13 protein-coding genes and 1 pseudogene are annotated in these 26,974 nt (G+C 44.2%); 12 read left to right on the top strand and 2 right to left on the bottom strand.

The window, feature by feature from the left end:
- Window positions 1-62: 62 nt before the first annotated feature.
- From A7K91_RS18760 to A7K91_RS18700, 12 genes and pseudogenes are all read left to right on the top strand, one after another.
- Window positions 63-2,960 (top strand): PD-(D/E)XK nuclease family protein, encoded by a 2,898-nt coding sequence (locus A7K91_RS18760; protein ID WP_068685593.1) that lies wholly within the window; start codon window positions 63-65, stop codon window positions 2,958-2,960.
- A complete protein-coding gene (locus A7K91_RS18755; RefSeq protein ID WP_068685591.1) occupies window positions 2,953-4,158 on the top strand; it encodes a UvrD-helicase domain-containing protein in 1,206 nt (401 codons plus the stop codon). Before A7K91_RS18760 ends, A7K91_RS18755 begins: the two co-directional genes overlap by 8 nt.
- The gene (locus tag A7K91_RS27305; RefSeq protein ID WP_068685590.1) at window positions 4,100-6,211 is read left to right on the top strand and encodes a UvrD-helicase domain-containing protein; all 2,112 of its coding nucleotides are present in this window, start codon (window positions 4,100-4,102) and stop codon (window positions 6,209-6,211) included. The genes A7K91_RS18755 and A7K91_RS27305 overlap by 59 nt, the downstream gene beginning before the upstream one ends.
- A 33-nt stretch (window positions 6,212-6,244) precedes the next feature.
- A complete protein-coding gene (locus tag A7K91_RS18745; RefSeq protein WP_068685589.1) occupies window positions 6,245-7,699 on the top strand; it encodes a type I restriction-modification system subunit M in 1,455 nt (484 codons plus the stop codon).
- Window positions 7,696-8,862, top strand: a complete 1,167-nt coding sequence (locus tag A7K91_RS18740) for a restriction endonuclease subunit S (protein ID WP_068685588.1) — start codon at window positions 7,696-7,698, stop codon at window positions 8,860-8,862. Before A7K91_RS18745 ends, A7K91_RS18740 begins: the two co-directional genes overlap by 4 nt.
- Window positions 8,863-12,225: a DEAD/DEAH box helicase family protein gene (locus A7K91_RS18735; protein ID WP_068685586.1), complete on the top strand. Its 3,363-nt coding sequence runs from the start codon at window positions 8,863-8,865 to the stop codon at window positions 12,223-12,225. It begins immediately after the preceding gene.
- 113 nt (window positions 12,226-12,338) lie between these two features.
- Window positions 12,339-14,554 (top strand): annotated as a pseudogene (locus A7K91_RS27140) (AAA family ATPase).
- A gap of 229 nt (window positions 14,555-14,783) precedes the next feature.
- Window positions 14,784-17,468 (top strand): DEAD/DEAH box helicase, encoded by a 2,685-nt coding sequence (locus tag A7K91_RS18725; protein WP_068685585.1) that lies wholly within the window; start codon window positions 14,784-14,786, stop codon window positions 17,466-17,468.
- Between the two features lie 224 nt (window positions 17,469-17,692).
- Complete coding sequence (locus A7K91_RS18720; RefSeq protein WP_245697660.1) at window positions 17,693-20,251, top strand: DEAD/DEAH box helicase; 2,559 nt, start codon at window positions 17,693-17,695, stop codon at window positions 20,249-20,251.
- Window positions 20,252-20,297: 46 nt separating this feature from the next.
- Entirely contained in the window at window positions 20,298-20,567 is a 270-nt protein-coding gene (locus A7K91_RS18715) for a hypothetical protein (protein ID WP_156739659.1), read from the top strand.
- A gap of 228 nt (window positions 20,568-20,795) precedes the next feature.
- Window positions 20,796-23,156, top strand: a complete 2,361-nt coding sequence (locus A7K91_RS18705) for an AAA family ATPase (RefSeq protein ID WP_068685577.1) — start codon at window positions 20,796-20,798, stop codon at window positions 23,154-23,156.
- Entirely contained in the window at window positions 23,156-24,442 is a 1,287-nt protein-coding gene (locus tag A7K91_RS18700; protein WP_068685575.1) for an McrC family protein, read from the top strand. Before A7K91_RS18705 ends, A7K91_RS18700 begins: the two co-directional genes overlap by 1 nt.
- A gap of 364 nt (window positions 24,443-24,806) precedes the next feature.
- Here A7K91_RS18700 and A7K91_RS18695 read toward each other — a convergent pair whose 3' ends face one another.
- On the bottom strand, window positions 24,807-25,748 hold the full coding sequence (locus A7K91_RS18695) for a tyrosine-type recombinase/integrase (RefSeq protein ID WP_068685573.1): 942 nt from the start codon (window positions 25,746-25,748) through the stop codon (window positions 24,807-24,809).
- Window positions 25,745-26,872: a tyrosine-type recombinase/integrase gene (locus tag A7K91_RS18690; RefSeq protein ID WP_068685571.1), complete on the bottom strand. Its 1,128-nt coding sequence runs from the start codon at window positions 26,870-26,872 to the stop codon at window positions 25,745-25,747. Before A7K91_RS18690 ends, A7K91_RS18695 begins: the two co-directional genes overlap by 4 nt.
- Window positions 26,873-26,974 lie beyond the last annotated feature (102 nt).

Below are 26,974 nucleotides of genomic sequence, written 5' to 3'. Positions count from 1 at the left end.
CATCCTGCTATCTATTCGAATTTGTAAAATGAGATTAAATGAATTCGCAGGGAGGCTTTTACATGGATCTGATCGCTCGGTTGTATCAGAAAATCAACGAGGCTCCATTGTCTCCGAAAGTGTTGTTGTCCAGATCCTACGCACAAGGGCACCAACTGCTTGAGCAGTTATGCAAGCGTTATGGAGCTGTTTTTAATGTAGAAGTGCAGACTCTTCGCGGAATCGTAACCGCACATACCAAGTCAGAGCTGTTCCGCAGAAATATCAGTCTGCTTGATGAAGGGCAGTCGGTTTGGGTTGTCCGTGAGTTGATGAAGCAGTTGGCCATTGAGAGTCCGATGATTTATATAAACGAGTCCATGCTGAAGCCGGGTATCGTCAATCAAGTGAATCGTGTTATATCCGATATGCGCTTGGCCGGTCTTCGTTCGGATAAAGTGAAGGCGGAGTGTTTCACGAATCTGCATAAAGGCGAATATTTGAAGCGACTGCTTGCAGCCTATGAGACATATCTGCGGAAAAATAACGTGACGGATGCTGCTGGATTGGCTGAATACTTGAAGCCAGGCAGGGACGAAACCGTTTATCTGGCGCTTGCGCCAACAGGTTGGTCGTTGCTGGAGCGGAACATGATCCACAAGTTGTCGGGGGAGCGTCTCTGCATCCTGGATTCGGAGGCTCCATTCTATAGAAATGAAGAGTTTTCAAAGAATCAATTCAGGATGTTCCGCGCAACCGGAAGCTTAGCGGAGGTCAGAGAGGGATTTCGAAGAATCTTATCGGACCTTGCGTCTCTTGATCGGATGGAAATCATTTTGTCTGATTATGAGCATTATGCACCCATTATTCACTCGCATGCCGAAGCACTGGGCGTCGAATGTACGCTCTCGAACGGGCTGCCGCTTGTATTTTGTGATGCGGGGAAAGCGGTTTTAGGGATACTTGATTGGATTGTCGAAGGTTTCCCGGTAAAGAGGCTTGCGGAAATGCTGCGACATGGCTATATATCGTTCTCAGATGAATGCTGGTCTCGCACCGATTGGGTTCGCTTGCTGGAGAAGTCCGGTATTGGTTGGGGGAGAGAACGGTATTTTGTTATCCTTAGTCAAGAACGACTAAGTGAGGAAGAGCGGGATCAAGGCACTGCTTTACTTATTTATGTGAAAAATTGGTTGGATCGGCTGCCCGAAGGCCATGAATGGAATCCACTTATCTTGTTAGAGTGGGTAACGGATTTTGTCCAGAAGCATGTGCCGGTTCGGTCACCGGAGGACGCTCATGTAGGAGCAGCGCTGAAAGAACTGACGAAACATTACGCCACAATTCCATCTGAACCCATGCCAATGGATTTGGCTGTCCAGTACGTGAAAGAGATGTTAGCCGGGATTCGCATTCGCGCCGCGGCAACACCGAAACCGGGTACGATTCACATTAGCTCGCTACAGAACGGCGGGTGGAGCGGGAGAGATCGGACTTGGGTCTTGGGTATGGATGAGAGAACCTGGAGTATATCTGCGGTCCAAGACCCTCTTCTTCTGGACCAAGAACGGATTACGCTGTCTGAGCACTTGAAGCCTGCCAAGGAACGTGCGAAATATGTCAGGAGCGAACGGGAGTCCCGGCTGTCTCAAATTCGGGGCGAGATCTGGCTAAGCTACTCCTCTTATGATACAGGGGAGCAGAAAAGCCAAGGTCCCGCTTTTGAAATGCTTCAAGTTCTGCGGCTGCAGACAGGGGATTCGTCACTTGATTTTGGAGCATTGGAACACTCATTAGGTGAACCCTACCGTGTGATGGATATCATGCATACGACCGGTGTATCTGCTCCGGTTGACGGAATCGATGCGTGGGCGGGGCTGCTCCAGGGACCAAATGGGAAATTCAACGATGGATGGCAGGCTGCGATGGAAACGTACCCTGCTCTTGCCGCGGGTCATCAAGCTCAGGCTTCTCGATTAGATGAGCGGTTATCAGCCTATGACGGCTGGGTGGAGAGCGACACTTCTACAAGTTCTCATACCTTAGATGACGTTCAATGCCGCGATACCATTAGTGTAAGTCAGTTAGAGAAGTATGCGAGCTGCGGGCTGCAATACTATTTCTACTATGTCTTGAAGCTTCGTCCGAAGGAGGTCTCGGAATTCGACCGGACCCGCTGGTTGCAAGCAAGCGAGAGAGGCTCCTTGCTGCACGATATTTTCAGACGGTATCTGGAGGACATTACGGACAAAGGAACAAAACCGGCCCAGCATGACAAAGGCCGACTGGTCGAGATCGCGGAAGCCGTAATACGGGAAAATGCGCTAACTATTCCTGCCCCTAATCCGCATGTATTCAACAATGAATGTGAGGAAATTCGTCGGGATGCGGAAATCTTTTATCTTCATGAAGTCGGCAGAACGGATCAGCCCTGCTTCTTCGAATTAGAACTCTCGGCACAGGATGGAGAGCCTATAGAGATTCGCTTGCCCGGCGGCATCAATTTTAAGCTGAGAGGCTTCGTAGACCGGGTCGATCGGATCGGACCTCACGAGTACCGCATTATCGACTATAAAACAGGCAGCACCAGCAAGTACAAGGCTGCAGCCTATTTCAGCGGCGGAACACAGCTGCAGCATGCGATCTATTCCATTGCTGTAGAGCAGTGGCTTCGCAAGACGGGGATTGATCCTGAAGCCAAGGTGACGGAGGCGGAATATTATTTTCCAACGGAGCGTGGACGCGGCGAGAAGGTAACACGACTTCAGAACCGGAGAGAAGACCTTGCTTCTGTTGTTGCCAAGCTGCTTGAATCTCGGGATCGAGGGATCTATGTCCCAGCTAAGGAATCGAGGACATGTGGATGGTGTGATTACCAAGCCGTGTGCGGATCGCATGCGGAGTGGATGGCGGGCAAACGTGAATCGTCAGTAAATGCGGATATTCTAAGTGCGCTGCTGGAGGTGGAGGAACATGACTGAATCGTACGGCCTTACGGCACCGGCAGACCAAGCTGACCGTGACCGGATCCTTACGGATTTAGATACGACCTTGCTCATTGAGGCAGGAGCGGGATCGGGTAAAACGACCAGCTTGGTAGGTAGACTTCTGGCATTGATCGAGTCCGGTGTGAACATCGGCCAAATTGCTGCCATTACGTTCACCAACAAAGCTGCAGACGAGATGAAGAAACGCTTCCGGCTGGCGCTGGAGAAAGCCTATCGAAGATCATCGGAGGGTTCTATCGTTCGTGAGCGATTATCCGAGGCGTTGGGGAATCTGGATCTGATCTTCATCGGAACCATCCATTCGTTCTGTGGATCGTTATTGCGCGAGCGTCCCATTGAGGCAGGGCTGGACCCTTCATTTGAAGAAATGGACGAAGAAAGCGATAAGGGTTTCCGTGCGAGCTGTTGGGATGAATACATGGCCGAGCTGGATGGGGAAGCGCGGTTGCAACTCGAAGAGTTAGTGTCGCTGCGGGTGGATGTAAACACCCTGCGGGATGTTTTTGACCGCGTGTCTTTGTTTACGGATGTTGAACTGCCTTGTGAGGAGCGGGAGCGGCCCAGCTTTGATCGGATTCGGGATACGCTGTTTCCTTTGCTCGATGCTGCAGCGCCCTATATTCCGACGGTGGAGCCTGAGAAAGGCTGGGATGCGGTTCAGAAGCTTGTCCGGCAGACGCGTCAGAAGCTGCGCTACATCGACTTGTCGGATGATATGCGAATTCTCGAGATCGCAAAGGAGTTTGACCGCAAGCTCGACGTGACGCTGAATCGATGGACCTCCAAAGAACATGCCGGCGAGATGAAGAAGCTCTTTCCCGAATGGCAGATCAACGTTCTTTTTCCGTTCCTTCAAGCATGGCGGGAATATCTATATCCGAAGCTGATCCGCTTCGTGCGGCCTGTACTTGATTATAACAAGGCGCGCCGATACGTAGCGGGAAAACTGAATTTCCAAGACTTACTCATGGAAGCTGCCAAGCTTGTACGTGAAAATGGCGAAGTAAGAGCTTACTTCGCCGAACGATACCAACGGCTGCTTGTCGATGAATTTCAGGACACGGATCCGATTCAAGCGGAGCTGATGTTTCTGCTCACGGGGAGCACTGAGGGTGGGGGATCCGAAACAGTCCATCTATCGTTTCCGCAGAGCGGATATTTCGATCTATAACGAAGTCAAGGCTCGCATTCAGGAGTGTGGTGCAGTTTGTCGTTTAACAGCTAATTTTCGTTCGGTACACTCCATCGGCGATTTCATCAATGGTCAGTTTGTCGGTAAATTTCCGTCTTCGGAAACGGAGGTACAAGCTGCGTTCGTGAAGATGGAGACACGTGCGACCGATCCTAAAGGCGCTCGTAAAACGCCGCATGGGATATACGTTCTTCCTTATCCCAAAATGCCGGGAGGCAAAGCTGCCGTCGCACAAGCAGATGCTGAGCAGATCGCACGATATATAGCGTGGGCGTGTCATAATGGCAATTTACAGATTGTAGATCGCGATGGAGGAACACGAAATGCGGTTCCGAGTGATTTTCTGATTCTGACGAAAAAGAGGGAGTTCATCCACCTCTACGCAGAACAGCTCGATTCGTTCGGCGTACCGGCGGATACTTCGGGCAGTACGACGGTCTATGAGGAGCTGCTGGCATTATACCAGCTGGCTCGGTATTTGGAGGATTCCTCTGATAAACCGGCTCTGCTCGCGGTTATGCGTGGCATGCTGTTTGGCCTGAGCGATCGGCAATTATGGGTCTATAAGCAGGACGGATATTCGGTTTCGTTATTTGACTTACCGACGCTTGCGGCCTGCGGTGATGAGGCTAAGGCAGTGGTTATGGTGCTTGGAAGGCTTCAGATATATAAAGGGTGGGTTCGCACGTTAAGCGCGGCCGCCGCGTTCAGTCAAATCGTGGATGATCTCGGTATTCTACCCTACGTGTCGACGCTGCCGGCGGGCTCTGTTCGTGCGGGGACATTGGTGAGAATGCTGCAGCTGTTACATGGAGATCCTGCAGCGAGTTCAAGCTGGTCGGAATTGTGTCGATTGATCGAGCACATGCTCGCGGATCGAGGGATGGAGACATCGAGCCTGTACGCTGGCGGCAACCAGGCTGTCCGGATAATGAATCTGCATAAAGCCAAAGGACTTGAAGCACCCTTAGTGTTCTTGGCCTGTCCCTGTGGGGAATCTGATTATGATGCGACGCAGTATATTGATCGTTCCGCCGATTCGGCTTCAGGTTACTTTACGATAAGTAAATCAATCGGAGAATTCAAAAAAGAAGTGATCGCTCAGCCTTTGGGCTGGAGTGAGATGAACGAACGGGAGCGGGCTTTCTCCAATGCAGAGAAAGATCGGTTACTTTATGTCGCGGCTACACGCCCGAAGCAGATGCTGGTCATCAGCCTGTATCCCGATCAACCGACAAAGTGCCCTTGGACTCCCCTTGTAGATGGGATGGATCTCGCACGCGAGCTAGATGTGCTGACGATGAACCCAGAGAAGAAGATGGAGTTGACCGAAGGTCCAGATTTGCAAAAGGTCGCGGAAGATCGACATCTAAGGGTTGAGGCTATAAGTGAGCCAACATACGCGGTCTTATCCGTTACCGGCCTGGCTAAAGCAAGCGGCGATACGCCGGAATGGTCCGCGGAAGGCAAAGGCAGGGCATTCGGGAGCGTCGTTCACCGTACCATTGAGCTGCTAGGCAAGGGATTTTCGGAGTCGGAGCTTGAGGACACCATACGCTTCTTAGCGGATGAGGAAGGAATGGCTGAGGAGCTCAATAGCGAAGCCGTTCGAGTTGTAAGAAGTGTAGTCTCAAGCGAACTCTGGCAGCGCAGCCTGCGCGCTCGTAGACGCTTATTCGAGGTGCCGCTGATGATTCGAAAGAATGCCGATCTAATCAGGGGATTTAGCCATGCTGGGAGTGCAGCATCAGAGGTTGCTGCCGCATCGGAAGGTACAGGTTCCATTATGCACGCCTACGTTCGTGGGGTCATTGACTTCCTCTTCGAGGAAGAGGATGGCTGGGTGATTGTTGATTTCAAGACAGACAGTGTAACAGAAGAAAAGCAGCAGTCGTTCATTGACTTCTACCGGCCGCAGGTTCAGACTTATGCGTCGGAATGGGAGCAGACTTTTGGTTATAAGGTGAAGGAAGCGGGGTTGTATTTTATTAGTCTGCAGAAACATGTCACAATAGGGCAGTCTGTTGTATAATTAGACAAGAATCTACATACAGAGGAGAACGCTATGATTACAGGTGAATTAAGGCAAAAAGTAGACCGGATTTGGGAGACATTCTGGACCGGTGGCATTACCAATCCTTTAAGCGTAATCGAACAGTTTACATATATGTTATTCATTAAAGGTCTGGATGAAGCAGAGATACGTAAGGAAAATGAGTCCATGCTGCTGTCGGTACCGTTTACCGGACTATTTCCAAGTGATAAACAGTATTTGCGCTGGAATCACTTTAAGAATCTTGATCCGCAGCGTATGTATGATGTTGTTTCCAATGAAGTATTTCCGTTCATTAAGTCACTACATGGAGACAAGGATTCAGCCTATGCCAAATATATGGGCGATGCCATCTTTATGATTCCGACTCCCAATATGCTTGTACGCATTGTCGAGGGCATTGATACGATTGATATGAAGGATAGGGATACCAAAGGGGATTTATACGAGTATTTGCTGTCCAAAGTGGCCACGGCTGGAACGAACGGCCAATTTCGTACACCAAGACACATTATCGAAATGATGGTAGCTTTGATGAAGCCGACACCGGAAGATATCATTTGTGACCCGGCCGCAGGATCAGCAGGTTTTCTAGTTGCTGCAGGAGAATATTTGCGTGACCATCATGCCGATCTATTCCTGATTCAGGCTTTGAAGGAGCATTTTAATAATAACATGTTCTACGGTTTCGATATGGACCGTACGATGTTGCGCATCGGGGCCATGAATATGCTGCTTCATGGAGTGGATAACCCGAATATCGAATATCGCGATTCCCTGAATGAAAATAATACCGACAAAGACAAATATACACTAATCTTAGCCAATCCGCCGTTTAAAGGGTCGCTTGATACGGATGCGGTAGCAGCGGATCTATTGCGTGTGACCCGTACAAAAAAGACGGAGTTGCTGTTCCTTGCTCTGTTCCTACGTATGCTCAAAGTTGGGGGACGCTGCGCTTCCATTGTGCCGGACGGTGTCTTATTCGGTAACAGTACGGCCCATAAAGATATTCGTAAGGAGATCGTCGAAAATCACAAACTTGAAGCAATTATTTCGATGCCCAGCGGGGTATTTAAGCCGTATGCTGGTGTGTCGACAGCCATTATGATCTTCACTAAAACAGGTGCCGGCGGAACAGATGACGTTTGGTTCTATGACATGAAGGCAGATGGTTATTCGCTTGATGACAAGAGGAATCCGATTGAAGCGAACGACATTCCGGACATTGTGGAGCGGTTTGGCAAATGGGAAGCTGAGAAGGAGCGTAAACGCACGGAGAAATCGTTCCTGGTTCCAGTCGATGAGATTCGCTCCAATGCCTATGATCTCAGTATTAATCGCTACAAGGCAACAGAGTATGAGGAAGTTAAGTACGAGGACCCGAAAGCTATTCTGGCTTCGGTAAAGCAACTAGAGGAAGAAATTGTAGAAGGTCTCGAGGAACTGGAGGCGCTGCTAGGGTGAGAGTTAGAAGGATTGGAGATTTATTTACAATTGCTAAAGGAAAAAAATATGAAGATACTCAAGCAAATGCTGCGAACGAGATGGTTCGTTATATACAGATTGAAGACCTACGAAATGACAACAACATTAAAATGGTAAACAAAATTGAAAATGGCGTATACGTAACAAGTAATGATGTATTGATTGCATGGGACGGCGCCAATGCGGGAACAATTGGCTATAATCTCACGGGAATTATAGGCAGTACATTAGCTGTATTAAGACCACGGGATTCCGATAATTATATTCCATATATAGCAATGTTTCTTCGATCAAAGAATTCTTATCTAAGAGATAATTGCACTGGGGCAACAATTCCGCATATCAATAAGAAAGTTTTAGAAGATATTGAAGTCCCGTTACCTTCGTATGATCAACAAAAAGAAATTGCATATTTACTAGATAAAGCCCAAGCTTTAATTGATAAACGCAAACAAGCAATATCCAAGCTTGATGAATTGGTTCAAGCTGTGTTTTTGGATATGTTTGGTGATCCGGTTAAGAATCTACATAATTATACAGTTGTAAAAATGGATTCAATACTTGATTTTCTTACAAGTGGATCGAGGGGATGGGCCCAATACTTTACAAGTTCAGGAGATCTTTTTATCACAATAAAGAATGTGAAAAACGGGAGGTTGTGGTTGGATGATATGACATATGTAAAAGCCCCGAATACTAAAGAAGCAGAGCGAACAAAAGTTAAGTATAGAGATTTATTACTTTCAATTACTGCTGACCTAGGTCGAACTGCTGTTGTAGATGAGTATACAGCTGATAAAGGGGCGCATATTAACCAACACCTTTCCATATTAAGACTAAACCAAAGATGTAACCCCTATTATATGGCTCATTACCTTGAAAGTGCGGGGGGGAAAATACAATTTGCATCCTTAGACCAAGTTGGTGTTAAATCTGGCTTAAACTTTAATGCAATAAAATCATTAAATGTTATTCTACCACCAATTGAGGAGCAGAATAGATTTGAGGCAAACTTAAAAAAGATACAACAAGAAAAAGAGAAACAATTAAAATCTCTCCAACACCTAGAATCCAACTTCCAAGCACTGCTTCAAAAAGCCTTTAAGGGCGAATTGAAAGTGAAGGACGGTGTAGTGGTTTAGATGAGCGATGTACAATTATCAAATTTTGGATTTCTCAGTGCAAATAAAACATATGCCAGCTTTGCAGGTGCATGTGTAGAGGCGGAGAAAGCACTGGTTGTCAGTCCGGCGACCAGTGCCATCCTGTGCCGACGGGCTTTGGAGCTTGCTGTAAAATGGCTGTTTACCTATGATAGCGACTTGAAGGTTCCCTATCAAGACAATCTGTCAAGCTTGATTCACGATGTAACTTTTCTCCGCGTAATCGATCAATCCATGTTACCTCAGCTGAAATATATCACGAAGCTAGGCAATGCCGCTGTACATTCGAATGCGACGATCAGCCGCGGCGAAGCAATTCTGTCACTTCGTAACCTGCATAACTTCATCTGTTGGATTGATTATTGCTATTCGGTCGATTATACCGCGAGAAGTTTTGATGAACAACTCCTGTTGGAAGAGAACAAGCACCAAGAGAAAGTGAGACCTCAGGAACTGCAGGATTTATACGACCGTTTAGGTTCAAAGGATCGTAAGCTGGAAGATCTGATTAAAGAAAACGAAGAGCTTCGGAAGCTGCTGACAGAACGCAAAGCTCAGAACACCCTGGAGTATGACTTTGCGCTGGATCAAATCAGTGAGTATGAGACCCGCAAACGTTATATTGATCTCGAGCTAAAGCTTGCAGGATGGACATTCCGGCAAAATGTATTGGAAGAGTTTGAAGTCCAAGGTATGCCAAACGGACAAGGGATCGGTCATGCCGACTATGTGTTATTCGGCGAGAACGGGAAGCCCCTTGCCGTTGTGGAAGCGAAACGAACAAGTTCTGATCCAAATATAGGCAAGCAGCAAGCAAAGCTTTATGCGGATTGTTTGGAGCAAAGGTACGGACAGCGTCCGGTCATTTATTATACGAACGGTTTTATAACGACCTTCTGGGATGATCTACACTATGCCAGTCGGCAAGTATCGGGTTTCGCCAGTCAGGATGAGCTGCAGCTTCTCGTGAACCGGCGCTCGATCCGAAGGCCGCTACAGGATGTACAAATCAACAATTCCATTGTAAATCGTCCTTATCAGCATGAAGCAGTCCTCTCGGTTTGTGATGCATTAAACAAAGGACAGAGGACCGCTTTACTTGTCATGGCGACAGGCAGCGGTAAAACACGTACCGCGAGTGCTATAGTTGATGTGCTTAGCCGAAATAACTGGGTGAAGAATGTGTTGTTTCTTGCTGATCGTACAACGCTTGTTCGTCAAGCAAAAAACAGCTTCAGCCAATATTTGCCCGACATGACACTGTGCAACTTGCTGGACAGCAAGGATAATCCGGAAACGGCGAGAATTGTTTTCTCTACTTACCCAACGATGATGAATGCAATCGATGAGGCCAAGCGAAAGGATGGCAAAAAGCTGTTTACGGTTGGTCATTTTGATTTGATTATCATTGATGAATCGCATCGAAGCGTTTATAAGAAATATAAGGCTATATTCGATTACTTTGATGCCATCCTCTTAGGGTTGACAGCAACTCCTAAAGATGAAGTTGACAAAAATACATACGACGTGTTCCGTCTGGAAAATGGTGTTCCGACTTTTGCCTACGAACTAGAGCACGCAGTTAAGGAAGGACACTTGGTGGATTACCGTACCATGGAAACAACGACCAAGATTATGGACGATGGCATCCGCTACGATGATCTGTCCGATGAGGAAAAAGAGCAATACGAAGAAGTGCTACTGGAGGATGAAGAAGAGGAACCGCGGGATATTGACAGTGCAGCGATCAATGAGTGGTTGTTCAACCAGGATACGATAGACCGGGTACTGCAGTTAGTTATGGAGCGAGGTCTGAAGGTTGAAGGCGGAGACAAGCTGGGCAAGACCATCATTTTTGCCAAAAACCATCGGCACGCGGTTGCGATCGTTGAGCGATTCGATAGCCTGTATCCGACATTGAAGGGGCATTTTGCACGGGTCATTGATATCAAAACGAATTATTATCAATCTTTGATTGATGATTTTTCCATATGGAGCAAGCTTCCTCAAATAGCTGTTTCTGTAGATATGCTGGATACGGGCGTAGACATCCCTGAGGTTGTCAATTTAGTATTTTTCAAGAAAGTACGCTCGAAGTCAAAGTTTTGGCAGATGGTTGGTCGTGGGACGCGGTTATGTAAAGATCTTCATGGTATTGGTGAGGACAAAAAGGAATTCTTGATCTTTGATTTTTGTCGCAACTTTGAGTTTTTTCGGGCAAATCCAAAAGGGAAGGATACCAATATTGCCGAGACCTTATCGGAGAAATTGTTCAATGTTCGCACACAGATTGTACGTGAACTACAGCAACTGCGTTATCAAGAACCAGAGTATATCGCACATCGTACGGAATTGGTGAATCGGTTGAAGGATAGCGTGTGTGCATTAAATGAGGAGCATTTTCGCATCAGGCAGCACATCCAATATGTCCATAAGTATAAAAATGACGCTGCATGGCGCTCCCTGGCCGATACCGATATGGGGGATTTGAAAGAGTATATAGCTCCTCTTATCGTTTCTTTAGACAGTGACGAATTAGCAAAACGGTTTGACTATATGATGCTGATCATCGAATTGGCTAAGCTTCAGGGAACACAATCGGTGAAACCTATTCGTAATGTCATGGAGACGGCAGAAAAACTCTCCAAGTTGGGTACGATACCCCAAATCGTCGCTCAGCGAGAAGTAATAGAGAAGATCCTAGCGGCAGAATTCTGGGAAGAAGCGGACATTTTCGAAATGGAGAAAGTACGTGAAGCTTTAAGGAAGCTTATTAAGTTCCTGGAAAGGGAAACGCAGCAGATTTACTATACGAATTTCAAAGATGAATGGCTTGCTGTAGAGGAGAGGCGCGGCTTTTATAATACCAATGACCTGCAAAATTACCGCAAGAAGGTTAGCCAATATTTGCAAACTAATAAGGATCAACTAGCAATCTATAAACTGCGCAACAACAAGCCGATTACAAAACAGGATTTGAAGACTCTCGAGCATATACTGTGGGGAGAACTCGGAACCAAAGAGGATTATGAACGGGAATATAAAGATTTGCCAATAACTAAGCTTGTGCGAACGGTTGTGGGGCTTGATCACGAGGCTGCGAATGAAGCATTCATGGTATTCTTGCAAGAGAACCGATTGAGTGTCAATCAACTTCGGTTTGTTAAGCTGATTATCGAATATGTAGTTAAAAACGGTATTATTGAAAAATCTGTACTCCAAGAGGAGCCGTTCCGCTCGGTTGGCAGTATAACGGATCTGTTCAGTAATAATCTGGACGATGCACGAGCAATTATCGGTGTCATTGATACGATTAATAAGAACACTGAGGTTGGGGCTTAGTTTTTACTGAATCAAGACACTACTAATTTAATTTCTTGCATCTGGGCGTAACTAAAATGGACATCTATTTTAGTTGCGCCTTTTTTAACTAACGTTTAAGGGGTGTAAAAGTAATGATTAAAGAGATAACTATTAAGAAGATTGCGACTTATGATAATACAGGTGTTGTCCTTAATGGATTAAAGAAGATTAATTTTTTCTACGGTTCCAATGGAAGTGGGAAAACTTCATTATCAAATGTTATGCAAAATTTTGAGAACTTCCCGGATTGTAATATTGATTGGGCATCACAACCATTAAAAACATTGGTTTACAACCAGAAATTCGTTGAGGAAAATTTCCATCAGGATTCGAACATAAAGGGTATTTTCACATTAGGTAAGGAGTCAACTGAAATAAAAAACGAAATTGCTGAAAAGAAGAGGCTAGTTGATAAAATAGATGAAGAGATTCGGAGAATGCGCACTAACTTATCCAATAAAGAAGAAGAATATACCTCGAATGAAAATGAATTTATAGATGATTGTTGGGAAATGAAAAGAAAATATGATAACGAGTTTTTGCAAGCCTTTTCAGGTGTTCGAAATAATAAAATTAACTTTATGAATAAATGTAAACAGTCGAATTCACTTGAAGGTATGTTATGTGATGTTGAAAATTTGCGTGCTCGTTCAAATAAATTATTCAATGGAAGTTTAGTGAAAATTCAAACTATACAATCAATAAAAAATGATGAACTAAACGCTGCTTGTTCAAGTCAGATATTCCAAAATCAAATTGTTGGTAAGCAGGAGGTTGATATCGCCGCACTCATTTCTAGACTGGCTATAAGCGATTGGGTAAAAAGAGGATATGATCATGTACATAATTCAGAAGGCAAATGCCTTTTTGTCAACAGTCATTGCCGGATGGTTTTCTACATCAATTAGAAGAGTATTTTAATGAAACTTATGAAAATGAGATGAAGGGATTAGCAAATTGTGTTGATCAATATATGGAATCTTATAGGAATCTGGAAACTTCGATACAGGATCTATTGTTAAAAGAATTACCGTATATCGATAAAGAGAAAATTAATCAACAGTTTGCATTAATAAGATCGAAAAATGAAATCAATCTCGAATTTATTGAACAAAAACTAAAAGAACCGAGTAAGGGAATGACACTAGTTCCTGTTGATGAATTTGTAAAAAATATCAATCTTGAAATTGAGAGGGTAAATCAGGAGATTCATGGACATAACAGGTTGATTGATAACCGGACTCAGGAAGAACAACTGCTAAAAGATCAGATATGGAGATTCATAGCAAATGAGAATATGCATAATCACGAAAAATACGTACGCAAAGAATTTAACATTAAGAATGCGATAACGGGGATAAAAGATAGGATTACGTCAAAAACATCTGAGAAAAACAGATTAATTTCAGAAGTTGAGGGTTTGGAGGCTCAAATCACTAGTGTAATTCCATCTGTTAATGAGATGAACCGTCTGTTAAAAGCATATAATTTTACAAATTTTAAATTGGCGCATACACAAAACCAGGGAAATTATCGATTGGTACGATCTACTGGAGAAGATGTAAATCAGACTTTAAGTGAAGGAGAAAAGACATTCGTAACATTCCTATATTTTATGCATCTGTTGAATGGAAGCAATAACAGAGATCTTATTACAGAGAACAAAGTTGTTGTGATTGATGATCCAATTTCTAGCTTAGATAGCAATGTACTATTTATCGTTAGCAATCTCATCTTGAAACTTATTGATGATATAAGGAACAATAGAAACAATATCGTTTAATTATTTGTTTTAACCCATAATGTTTACTTTCATAAGGAAGTAGCTTTTGATAAAAGGCGATCAAAAGGCGTAAAATTACACGATGAAACCTTCTGGATTATTAGAAAAGTTAATAATGTTACAGATGCTCAGCCCTATGATACAAATCCAATAAAAACTTCATATGAATTAATGTGGCAAGAACTTAGAACTGCAACACAAAGCAGTTCCACAACATCGGTTCAAAACTTGATTCGTAGAATTATAGAAAACTATTTTAAAGTATTTGGTAATATTAGTGAAGCTGATATTCTGAATAAATTCGACGAAGAAGAAAAAGTATTATGTAAATCGCTTTTATCCTGGGCAAATGATGGATCCCATTTTGCAAGCGATGATATATATATTGAACATCCGCTAGATACAAATGCAAGGTACCTTAATATATTCGAGAAAATATTCAAGGTTACAAATCATCATGCACATTACAAAATGATGATGGGCATAGAGGAAGCAAATGATATTACTCAAGCGCAAGTTTCATGATCATTTCTGTCTTTCTCATAAAAATTTTTCAGTGATATTTACCCAAACAAACGTTTCTTTACAGCTTTGTTTGGGTTTTTTTGCATTTTCACAGGACTTACTGCCTATATTGTCGAACCTTATCAGTAAATGGATTTTATTCCATGGGAACGTATATTCGATGACAACTTATTGTCTAATCATTGTGTTTAAATATGATCAATAGACATTAGCGATGGAGGGATTAGGTATGGCATTTCTGAAATGCTCGGAATGCACCAATATGTTAAAGGCAATTCAAATTTCGAATAAGATCAGCCAAGTCGGGGAGCAACGATGGCTTGAATATTCGCCAACGGGAATAAAAAGCTCAGACTGGACTCCCTTAAATGATAACCTCCGAGGATTCGCAGAAGGTACTTATTGTCCGTCATGTTTTGCTAGCGTTCCTTTAGAGAAAGAAGAATTTATTCTATGTGAGGACAATCGAATTCCAGGCGTAGTGAGTAATGAATTTTCCTCAGAAGATGTACTGGATAAGCTGAAGAAGTTGGCCGAGGAGGAAGCCTCCGAGATTTTTGTACACACACTTCCTGCCAAAGAAGCAACTTTTGCAGATATTCCTGATTCTACACCGGAGCCCGTTAAGGACGCCTTATATCGAATGGGAATTAAGCAGTTATATTCACACCAAGCAGAAACGGCCGATGCAGTCCATTCTGGTTCTAATGTTGTCTTGGTCACTTCAACGTCATCCGGAAAGACGTTGTCCTATAACCTGCCGATTCTTAGTCGTTTATATAACCATCCCGAAGAACGTGCGTTATATATATTTCCAACAAAAGCGTTAGCAAATGATCAGTTGGATCAAATTAGGCGTTTTGGCTTGCAACTGACGGAGAATCCTTCTTCCCTGGATGAGTGGTTTGAAACCCAGTTGCATTTGGGAGATCGTCTGATTCATATTGGCCGGCTGGATGGAGATACCGAGAATGGGCCGCGGCAGCGTATCATGGAAAAAGCACAGATATGGATGACGAATCCGGATATGATTCATTACTCCATTCTTGGGCAAGTACAGAAGGTGAAGTATGCGACCGCACATCACATTCGGAATTATTTGCGGAACCTCAAATTTATTGTGCTTGATGAGATGCATATGTACCGCGGCACATTTGGAAGTCATGTCGCATTAGTACTCAGACGTCTGCTTAAGGTTTGCCGAGAGCTTGGTAATGCTCACAATATCCAGATTATCACGAGCTCAGCAACGATTGAGAACCCTGCTAGATTAGCAGAGGATCTTACGGGTCTTAGTGGCTTTACCCTCATCAATACAGATGGTTCCGCCCATCAGAAGAAGGGGATCGTCCTCTGGAATCCTGGCATGTCTGCCGACGAACAGGTCCGCCGCGCGCCTTCTACCGATGCGATTACGATAGCGAAACAAATTATGACTGTGGATCAGAAGGTGATTAAGAGCATCATTTTTCAGCCATCTCGCAGCCAGACGATGGTATTTACCCGTTATATCAAGGACGTATTGCGCCAGCCTCTCCGACTACCTAAGGAGAAAGTGGACGGAGAGAAACTCGCGGCTTTTTATACTGGAATCCTACCGAATGATACCCGAAAACGGATTATTGAGCGGCTCAAGTCCCACGATATTCATGTCATTATTACGACCAATGCCCTTGAAGTCGGGATTGATATCGGTGATCTGAGTCTCGCCGTTCTTGTCGGTTATCCCGGATCGAAAGCGGCATTCTCCCAACAGATTGGGCGCGTAGGCCGCAAAGGCGAGGGAGTCGCTGTCTTGATCCTTCAGGACGAACCGCTTCAGCAGTATTACATGCGAAACCCACTGGAGTTTATTCACAAGGCTCCGGAAGTAGTTCGAATTAATCCAACAAATTACAAGTTGTTGGCTTTACATATTCCTCTACTGAGAGAAGAGCTCGGGAGAGAAGTCACGAAGGAAGACTTGCAGAACATGTTCCCCGGGTTAGTTGAAGACTATATCGAGACTGTTCTCCAAGTTGCCGCATCAGCGAATCAAGAGGAAGTCGTTGATAATAAGTTTAGCCTTCGATCCATCTCCGGGCAAAACTACAACGTCACCATTCGGGGGCAGGATCAAACGATCGTTGACGGTCTGGATGAATGGAGTGCTCTTCGTGACTTTCATGAAGGAGCGATCTATTGGACTCCTGGAGAAAAAGGCTATCGAGTAGACTCTATCAATCGCAGAAAAGGCGAAATCATTCTATTGCCCATTCAAGAACTAACCTATTACACCCAATCTACTTATCGTGATGCCATTGATATTATGCAGACTTACCAGAAGCAAAATATCGAAGGAATCGATATGGCCTATGGTGAACTGGAGATCAAGCGGAGCGTCTTCGGTTATAAAAAAGTTTACTTCGGACAGAAGCATGAATCGGAGCAGGTTCAATTGGATCATCCGTCCGTCACCCGATTTACTCCCGAAGGAATGTGGGTTACATTAACGGATTCCCAATGGGGCCAGTTGAAGAATAACATTCAGGAGTGGGTAGATGAAAGCAGATCCCTTGATCTGTTGGCCGAAGGCTCTCTTCACGCCGCAGGTCACGCTATGACTTCCGTTATTCCAGACCTCATTATTTGTGACGCGAATGACTTTACAGGTTTTTCGGCGAGTGCGATGACGGCTTTTGCTAATCGACCTGTTATCGGCTTCTATGGCGAGAACGGGTCCGGTCTCGGAACCATCGAGGCGATTTACGAGAAACTCCCTCATGTGCTGCGAAAAGCGCTTGAGCTTATTGAGAGCTGCCCTTGTTCTGAAGGATGTCCTAGTTGCGTGCAGCTCCCTGGTAAAGGAAATATTGAATTGTTCAAACCTGGAGCCAAAATGCTGCTGAAGATACTGATTGAAGGGAACGATTAAGAATGCCTGTAATCTGCTCTTCTTGTGGGGGGCTACGGCCATATGGAGACTTTGTCCAAATCGGTTATAAAGCAGATCCGAAAGGTTATTACCGTCATATCCATCAACGGGCAAACGGGATTCGAATTGCGGAGTGGCGTTCCCTAGAACCCGATCTTGAGTCCTATGTAAACAAACAAGCCGGCGTTTATTGTACGCATGATGGATGTTCAATCTTGGACGGGATGTTAACACCGGAAGATATGGAATTGATAGCAGATCGAAGACTTCCCGTGCAACAAGCATTCGATAGTGATGTGCTCGTCCAGAACTTGCTTGAAGTAGGAACTCGTGTCCGAAGCGAAGTGCATGTGCATCAAATTGACGCTAATCAAGGTGCTTATGCTGAACAAATCCTTATGCCCAGTTGGCTGCAACGGAAGCTTCATTCTCTGGGGATCAATAAGCTGTATGAGCATCAAGGAGAAGGTATACAGAACATCCGGGAAGGACGCAATGTGGTTCTCTGTACGAAAACCGCATCGGGAAAATCATTGGCTTACAATGTTCCCATCATGGAAAAATTGGTATCTGATCCGGATGCGTGTGCGCTTTATTTGGCACCGTTCAAAGCTTTGGTCGAGGACCAGTACGCCCATCTGCAGAAATGGGCTGATGACGCAGAGGAACAAGCAAATCACTTCTCATTAAATGGGTTTTCAAGATTTTCTGTTAATGGACAACAACTATCTGTTGGGGTTCTACACGGACAACGTAACGTTCCAGAGCATATGAGAAAAGATCAGGCGTCTAGCTTCGTATTCTCTGAAGGACGTTATTGGCTGACCAACGTTCACTATTTGCACTTAATTCTTCAAGGAGCAAGTTCATCTAAGGGGAAAGGCCCCCAGTTGTTGCGTTTTCTGCAAAATCTTCGGTTTGTCGTTATTGATGAGCTTCATCAATACTCAGGCTTGTTAGGTTCTAAGGTTTCTTTGGTCCTTCGTAGATTAAGGATGTTATGTGACAGATTGGGGAATAAGAACGTCCAGTTTATTGCCTGCTCGGCTACCATTGCTAATCCAAAGTATCTGGCTGAAGAATTAACAGGAATGCGTGGAATGAAAGGATTTCATGAGATATCAGGTGCACAAGCTCCTGTCAAGAAGAAAGCTGTACTGATGTGGAATCCGGGCTTGTCAGATGATGAGCAGAAGAAAAGGGCTGTTGTTTCCGATCTCTATGAGATTCTGCGCACGATCTACAAGGATGGAAGATGGCCAAGAAGTATCATTTTCACAAGCAATCGCCAGCAAGCCCAGCTATTAAGTCGTGAATTAAACATGATATTGCGCAGCCACCTTCATGATCATGGCGGGCTTTCGCCAGACGAACCATATGGTTTTTTTCTGCCGTACCATGCGTACCTCACGCAAGAAGTTAAAGAACGAACCATACAAAAACTTGAGCAAGGCGAGATCCTTGGAGTGGTCACTACTAGCGCCCTAGAGGTCGGAATTGATGTGAAGTGTCTGGATGTAAGTATATTGTTGGGGTATCCAGGTTCTCAGGCCTCCTTTTGGCAGCAGGCTGGTCGTGTGGGGCGCAGCAGAGACGGTGTGGTGATTATGATGGTTCAGGAAGAGCCATTGCAGCAATACTTTGCACGCAACCCTGAAGAATTCTTTACGCTTTCACCTGAATCTGCGGCGATCAATACAACGAATCCCAAGCTATTAAAGGAGCATCTCGCATACGCAGCTCACGAACTGGGAGGGACGTTGACGAATGCTATGAATTACGTTCGATCTTCGGCGCTTCGCAGGGTAGTCGGAGAAGCAAGCGACCAGTGGCAGCAGATCGAAGGAAAACTCCTGTATCATGGTGAAACGCCAAGATATCAAACTTTATTTACAATGGGAGCTACTTATACGGTTGTATCCAAGAACGGCTGGAATGAGGATATCTTGTTTCAAAGTGTCGAAGAGCGTTCCTTAATAAGAGATTATCACGTAGACGCCGTATTTCTGGGACCTGACAATCGTACCTTCTATAAGGTCAAGTGGGTCAATGGTAAGCAACGCAAAGTGGTTGTGGAGCAGGTAAGAACGGATTATCATACTCGCGGAATCGTTCGCGATAGTATTGAAATCCATGACGTAATTAATCCACTGAGAAGTGACGCGGCGATCAAATCCAATCTTGGCAACATCATCGTAAAACGAAGCACATTTGGCTACAAAAAAATCTTCAATCACAGCGCAACGCCTCCCGAAACCGTACAATTAACAAACACATATCCTGTCAGTTTCCAAACCGAGGCGTTTTGGCTGATGTGGGATCACCAAGGAAGGGATGAACTTAGAGGTCTGCTCAAGGATGTGCAGAATTGCGAATCCATTGACTTGGAGACATTGGTTGAGGGAAGCCTTCATGCCGTTGAACATGCAATAGCTTCGGCGATACCGGCGGTTGTAAGGTGCAGTATGGCTGATTTTCAGCACACCTCTTTTTATTCTGGCTCTGCCTTGTTTGGAATGCCCGGAATGTTCTTCTATGACAGCCAAGCAGGAGGCGGTTCGGGGATAGTCGAGGTTGTCGCTGAAAAGTTTGGGGTTCTCTTGGACAAAGCTCAACAGATCATTAGCAGCTGTGGTTGTTCGGAAGGCTGTCCATCCTGCATACAGCTGTTTCATTGTGAGAAGCAGAATGAGCCGTTGCACAAGGCTGGGGCTTTAATGATTCTTAATCACCTGCAAAAATATTCATTTTGGCAATTCATGAGAAACCGAGCTTTGACATAAAGGGAGGAATCAGTGCCTATGAATTTAATCGATAAGGCAATTGAATTTGCTGCCGTTGCTCATCGAAAACAGAGCAGAAAAAAACCTTGCTATTCGGCAGACATCCTGTGCAGACAAACTACACAATATTCGTTCTATTAAGAGGGATATGAAGCAGTACGGTGAGGAGGCATGGACCCGTTTCAAACGAGGGCGTGACAGCCAGGAATGGTGCTATAAAGGTTTGGTGGAAAGACTCGGATACAAATCGCGGTTTAAGTTACTGGAAGAGTTGGAAGACGAAGTGGAAGAAGTTTTCGGCCCCTTTATTGGATAATGCCCCAAGAACAGATTGAGGAAAGAAGAGCACATTTTGAACGATTTGGCGCTTGGGAGCTAATCAAGGAAGTTCATCAGAGAGATCCTATTCATCCGAATTATGAGGTTGATTTCGATCGTCTAGCTAACTATTGGTGGAACGCGGGATCGAGTTTCAGAACGTGGCATCTTGAAACGAACACCCTGAAAGAGAAGAAATGGATAACTGAAATCGAGGAGATCAAATATGAGCAAAGTATATTTCGGCAAGTTTGACAGTAAGAGACCGCATCAAATCCAGGAGAAGTATTACGCTGCGGGTGCCAAAGAGAGTTCCTGGTACGGAGGTATTGAACCTGGGGATTACGTCTTTGTGGTGACGAATGCAAACGTAATTGCGTTATGGAAAGTGAGGGAGTATGGGCAAAAAGTAAATCCTATTAATCCGTCAGATACGGGTGTTGTTTTATTCGACGAAATCAAGCGGCTCTCGCATCCTGTACCTGTCGTGCAATTTATTAAAAGTCCATATTTTAATTTGGACCTCAACTTACTTAATAAAATTAACAAGGCTACTCCAGGTCACGGATTCTTTCCCATTGAGACAACCTTGGCTTTTCCCATGGATAATTGGGATCAGCTCTCTTTTGCTTCGGTTCGTCGTTATTACGTCACACTAAGTTCTCAACTCCCGCCAGTTGCAGAAAACGACATCATGGTTGTAATCGACAATCTCGAAACATCAAGAATAATAGGGATATTGGAGTGGAAGAATGGACAATCCCAACCTTATGCAAGTTTACAGAAGTTGTATGATGACAAAAATTCCAAAACTGAAAGGTATGCATTGTTTGAGTTGCTTGAATTTGCGGAAGAAGAAGCGCCGAATAAACGTAACTATTTGAAAAGCGTCCTGAGTGAATTGGAAAGGCAGGGGTATTTTGCTGTAGAAAATCCTATTCGTCTCTATGATAATGTCTTGGTTGGCCGCCGAAAGACGCCGATCAGCAAATCGAATATGGAAGTTGGAACTGAAGGAAAAACACCAATAACGCAAACCGTGGAAACTTCGGATATTGAGGAAACGCCGGAATTGTTTGAACAATACCGTACATATGCTGAGTTATTAGACTTTAACCCTAACTTGATTTTATACGGACCTCCAGGAACAGGGAAAACGTTCGCCACGAAGAATATTATAGAAGCATTTGAGTATACGTTACGTAAACGATATATCCCGTTCTCCCAGGTTGAACGGGAAGAGCGGGTACGTTTCATCACTTTCCATCAGTCGTACTCGTATGAGGAATTTATTGAGGGCATTCGCCCCCAATTGGAAGAAGACACGAAGCAAGAAGAAGCAGGCGGTGAGATTCGATATCGTGTGGAGCCTGGCGTTCTGAAAAAGATGGTGGAAGACGCATCAGCACAAATTATCAAAGCAGAATCTGAGTCCTCCGGTATTATGGGAGCCGAGTCCATACATTCGGGATCCCGGGTCTGGAAAGTTTCGCTCGGCCGTCGCAACAGTGATCAAATTTACAACCAATGTAAAGAGGGCAAACAAATAGCGGTCGACTTTCTAGATCACATCAACTTAGCCGACAAGTCATATGACGAAATATACTCCTTACTTGAGAATGAGCGGGATGATGGGGCTCAAAAGCCTACTATGGATGCCAATACGTTAGATACTCTCATTAACCAAATGGAACAAGGAGATATCGTTTTTGTCTATGATGGTCCTCGGACGATTCGGGATATTGGTGTAATAACAGGGGATTATGCTTACATAAAGGGACAGGCGGCACCGCACGTCAGACCGGTTGCATGGCTGAAAGAATTTACGGAGCCCGCGGATATTTACGATATGAACGGCGGAGTAAGTCTTACTCTCAAAACGATATACGAGCTTCCCCGCATTCAAATGTCCGATGTTCAGAAATTGATCGGTATTTCCAACGATATGAATAAAACGGTTAAGACACAGCAGCATCAGCAAAAACCATACTATTTGATCATCGATGAAATCAACCGAGGTAACATCTCTAAAATCTTTGGCGAACTGATAACATTGATTGAAAAGGACAAAAGGCAAACGGTCAGCACGATCTTGCCCTATTCCAAAAAGCCTTTCTCGTTGCCTAGGAACCTGTATATTATCGGTACGATGAATACTTCCGATCGATCGATCGCGATGCTGGATACCGCGCTAAGAAGACGGTTCGTATTCGCGGAAATGGAACCAGATTATGCGGTTTTTGAACAAAATACAGCAAAAGCGGGTGCGGTGGAACTTGCAAGTCTATTGCGGAGCCTTAATGAAAAAATATCGGAGAAGCTGGATCGAGACCATCGGATCGGCCATGCCTATTTGATGGATGTTTTAACGATCGATGATCTTTTTAAGTGCTGGTATTATAAAGTTCTACCATTAATCGCTGAATATTTCTACAACGATGTCGCTGCTATTCAGTCGGTTGTTGGAACCAAGTTTTTCGAGAAATCCGGAAGTATTCGGGTTTTAAGCACGCAGCCTCCCGATCAAGATACGGTTTCCGACTTCGAGAAGGCCTTGTTGGCCCTCTATAAAGGAACAGAAGATTGATGGCGAAACTCATCACTGTCTTTGAAGACAGGTATTCGTTGGAACCAATCTCGAATGAACATAGGATGGAATTATCTTCGTTGGAGTCCATTTGGGGAAGGCAAAATATTGGCTTCAGTGTAGATAACCGAGTGCTGCTAAGGAAGTATGTTGGATTTATCGCCACTCCTTCCTTGCAGCTACAGATTCTGCCCAAACTTTATGAAGATGCGGCATCTGCTGAAGACTTCGAAGAGGAAAAACGTTCGTCCGTTCGGATGCTGTTCCGTTTGCTGGCATCTAGCGGGTTCCTTTCAGTCAAAGATATTCCGGAACCTCAACTTATAGCGGCTATGAACGGAGATTTGCTGGAGATTTTCATTAACATTTTCATTAAGAGGTTCTTGGAACTCTTTCAGAAGCAAATTCATCGTCAATATGAAGATTTTGAGGGCAACCTCCCCTACATCAGAGGAAGGATCCTATTTCAGCAACAGTTGCTCAGAAATGGGGGATTTAAGCATAAGCATTATGTTAGCTATCAGGAATTCACGGAAGACAATTTGCTCAATCAAATCATTAAAGCCACAATGATTTCACTTAGAACATTGACAAAGAGCGAGGAAAATAAAACCGGTTTGAGTCATGCGCTTATTCTATTAGAGGATATCCGTCCGCTCCGCCTTACCGAATCGCTATTCCAAAAAGTACGTTTTAATCGGTTAAACGAAGACTACAGGCCCGTGTTTGAACTTGCTAAGATGTTTTACTTTAACCGACAACCTGGGGTCCATGCAGGTGACGAGCGTACCTTTACATTTCTGATCCCACTAAATGATTTATTTGAATTCTCGTTATATCAATGGTTGGATAAGGGGTTATCTTCGGATGATTGGGTGGTCCGTTATCAGACGCCACAACGTTACTTGGATGCTGAGAAAGATGCTTTGTTGCTGAGACCCGATATTACAATCGCATGCAGACGAGCAGGATCAGAAACGCCGATAGAAAAGATTGTAGACGCGAAATATAAAAATCCCATTTCTGAAGAGAATACTCGACTTTCGGAGTCGGATGTTTACCAAATGTTGGCCTATGCAGTCCGTTATCAATGCAATAGGTTGTTTCTGGTATACCCAGTTTTCCGTGCGAACAAATATTTCCAGAATCCGCTAGCAACCTATTTGATACATAACGGAGATCAGGTGATCCGGATATCAGCTCTTCATATTGATATTGCCTCCGAAGACCTGGATCAGATACAAAAAGAGTTCATAAATTTAATATGTCATTTTTTTGAGAGTTAAGAAGGGAACATGAGATGAAATTTCCGGATGAGGCTAGTCTTTATGAGATACGAGAACTAGCCGAGCAACAGTGACCTTGGCTATTATTGATTTCAAAGCACATCCACTATATAATAAATTTGTTCCTTCTATAGCTTCTGTTCCCAACGGAAGCCTAATGAGTGGCTATCCTCTGGCCCAAATTATGTCCTCGCGGGACAGCTGATTGATACCTATCCACGAGCCGAGAGCTTAACGGTATCCAATTCCCTTTGTGGAGATTAGTTACACCACAGGACTAGTCTGTTCTTGTGTACAATACTTGTTCAAATAATGAACCCGAATGAAGCATTTTTTCTTTGCTTTTTTCGGGTTCTTTTTGTTGTTATTGAAGAAGATCGGAACACACGTCATTCAGCAGCTTCGCAGCGTCAACTGGAGGAACATATCGCAGAGTTGTTGATAACTGCTTATGGCGCAGTTGTCGTTTTATAGCGATGATGTCAATCCCGCTGGTCTGCATTAAGTATGCCGTGGTATGTCGAAAACTATGGGCTGTGACTTTCTTTTGTATTCCGGCATCTAGGCAAAAATTCTTGATGATTCGGTTTAATGCTTCCTTGGATAATGGACGATTATTCTCGAAGAAAACCTCCGAATGTCCAGATTTCAGCCATTCTACTACAACCAGATGATGAATATAACGTTCCAGTTCATCAACGAGGGAATCGGGAATGTAAACGACTTCGGATGTGGTTTTCTGCCCTTTATTCACCATAATAACCCTACGCTCAAAATCAATCTGTTCAAGCGTTAACTGTATGATCTCCCTGTTTCGAAGAGCGGTCGTAGTCATTAGCAAAAATAGGATGAAGTACTTCCGGACAAATGGGTCGGCTTTAAGCGCTGCTTGAAATAATCGTTGACATTCACCTATGGAGAGGGAACGATCAATTATTCGGCGTTCATAATATGGATTCGGGAAATTCTTCATGGGGTTTTGTTTAATCATACCAAGACCGTGAAGTAACGTGAAAAAATGTTTCAGGTAAACAATATTATTGAAGATAGTATTCTTGCTTGCCTGAAACCTATTCTTGAGAAACTGGATATAACCGTCAATACATTCAGTATCGATCGGACGATAAGTCTCGGATACAGTATCATAATAAAATTTATCGAAATCCAGCTCTTCCTCAAAATCTAAGCTCAGATATTGTTCAAATTTCATGAACTGGCGACTATAAGCGTAAATTGCAGAATCCTTGAGATGGGTATGTTTTTCCCAGTTGGCATAGTAAGGGGAATCTAATAACAAACGTTTCATTTGTTCTCCAACCTTTCTCTAATTTTTTGAATAATCTCTTGGGCAAATGGGTGTTTGTTAATGGCGTCACGAAGTTGATCATCAAAAAGCCGCAAGTACTTCATCGTGCTATCGATCGACTCGTGACCTAGAAGTTTTGAGAGGGTGTATATATCGATCCCTGCTTCAAGGCCTTGAACGGCAAAAGAATGACGAAAAGAGTGAGGACCCAAACGATCTTTGTTTTCCTCTTTTATCGACCGAGACTCGCAAATAATACGTTTCATAAATTGCTGAATGGCTCTAGAGGTGATGGGTTTATCCCCGGCAGTGCTTGAAAAGATATAGAGCCTTTGATAATCGGAATCGGGCATCATCTCGCGAGCCCGACTGAATTTTTTCTCTATATATTCTGTGAGCATCAGTAAGGCGAGCTCGTTGATTTTTCGGGCTTTCTTGGTATTCTCAGCCCCTTTGGGTGTTACCTTGATTGTTTGAGTATCAGGATTGATATCACCGATCCTTAGATGGCAGAGCTCGTTTATGCGAATTCCACTCCCAAGGAAAGTCCAGATAATTGCAGTGTAAAGGCTATCGTGGTTACGAGATTGCGCGATCTGCAAGATTTCCGCAATCTGCACTTTAGTAAAGGCTTTTGGTGCGTCATCGTTTGACCATCGAACGCGTAGTATAGTCTTCAAGTCCCCGAGATCCTGATGACCAAAAAATATTTTGTATATGGTCTTTATAAAGGTTCGAAGAAAGGAAGATTTCTTGGCTTTTGTATTAGGATCTTCATTAAGCTTAATATAGTCGGACAAGAATTCACCGTTTGATACCTTTTCAAACGGCGGATCGTCGCCAAACTTTTCCTTTACATACTGCTGGAATAACTTCATCTCTGACCGATAGGTTGTTTGCGTGGCCTTGCTTAGTCCTGAAAATTTGCTGCTTTGATAGAAAGCAGCAACGGCTTCGAGAAATGAAATCTCCCGCACTTCTGGAGCTATTGACGGTGTGGACTGTGCTTGAACAGGGAAAGTTTCCATTACCTGTCGCATTTTTTCTGGGCCATAGTGACATAGCAGCTGGTTCAGTTGTTCTTTAAGTTCGGTAAATTTCGTGTCGCTGATTACCTTTGGCATGGAAGAACCTCCTTAAAATTTAAATAGCCTCTCGGCATTCGCCAAGGCAGATGGGACAAGGGATTCCTTGAACCATCATTATTAGCATCCTCCTACTTATGT

The organism is Paenibacillus oryzae (assembly GCF_001675045.1).
In the GTDB taxonomy this organism is placed as follows: domain Bacteria; phylum Bacillota; class Bacilli; order Paenibacillales; family Paenibacillaceae; genus Pristimantibacillus; species Pristimantibacillus oryzae.
This window is presented reverse-complemented; position numbering and strand designations above follow the sequence as displayed.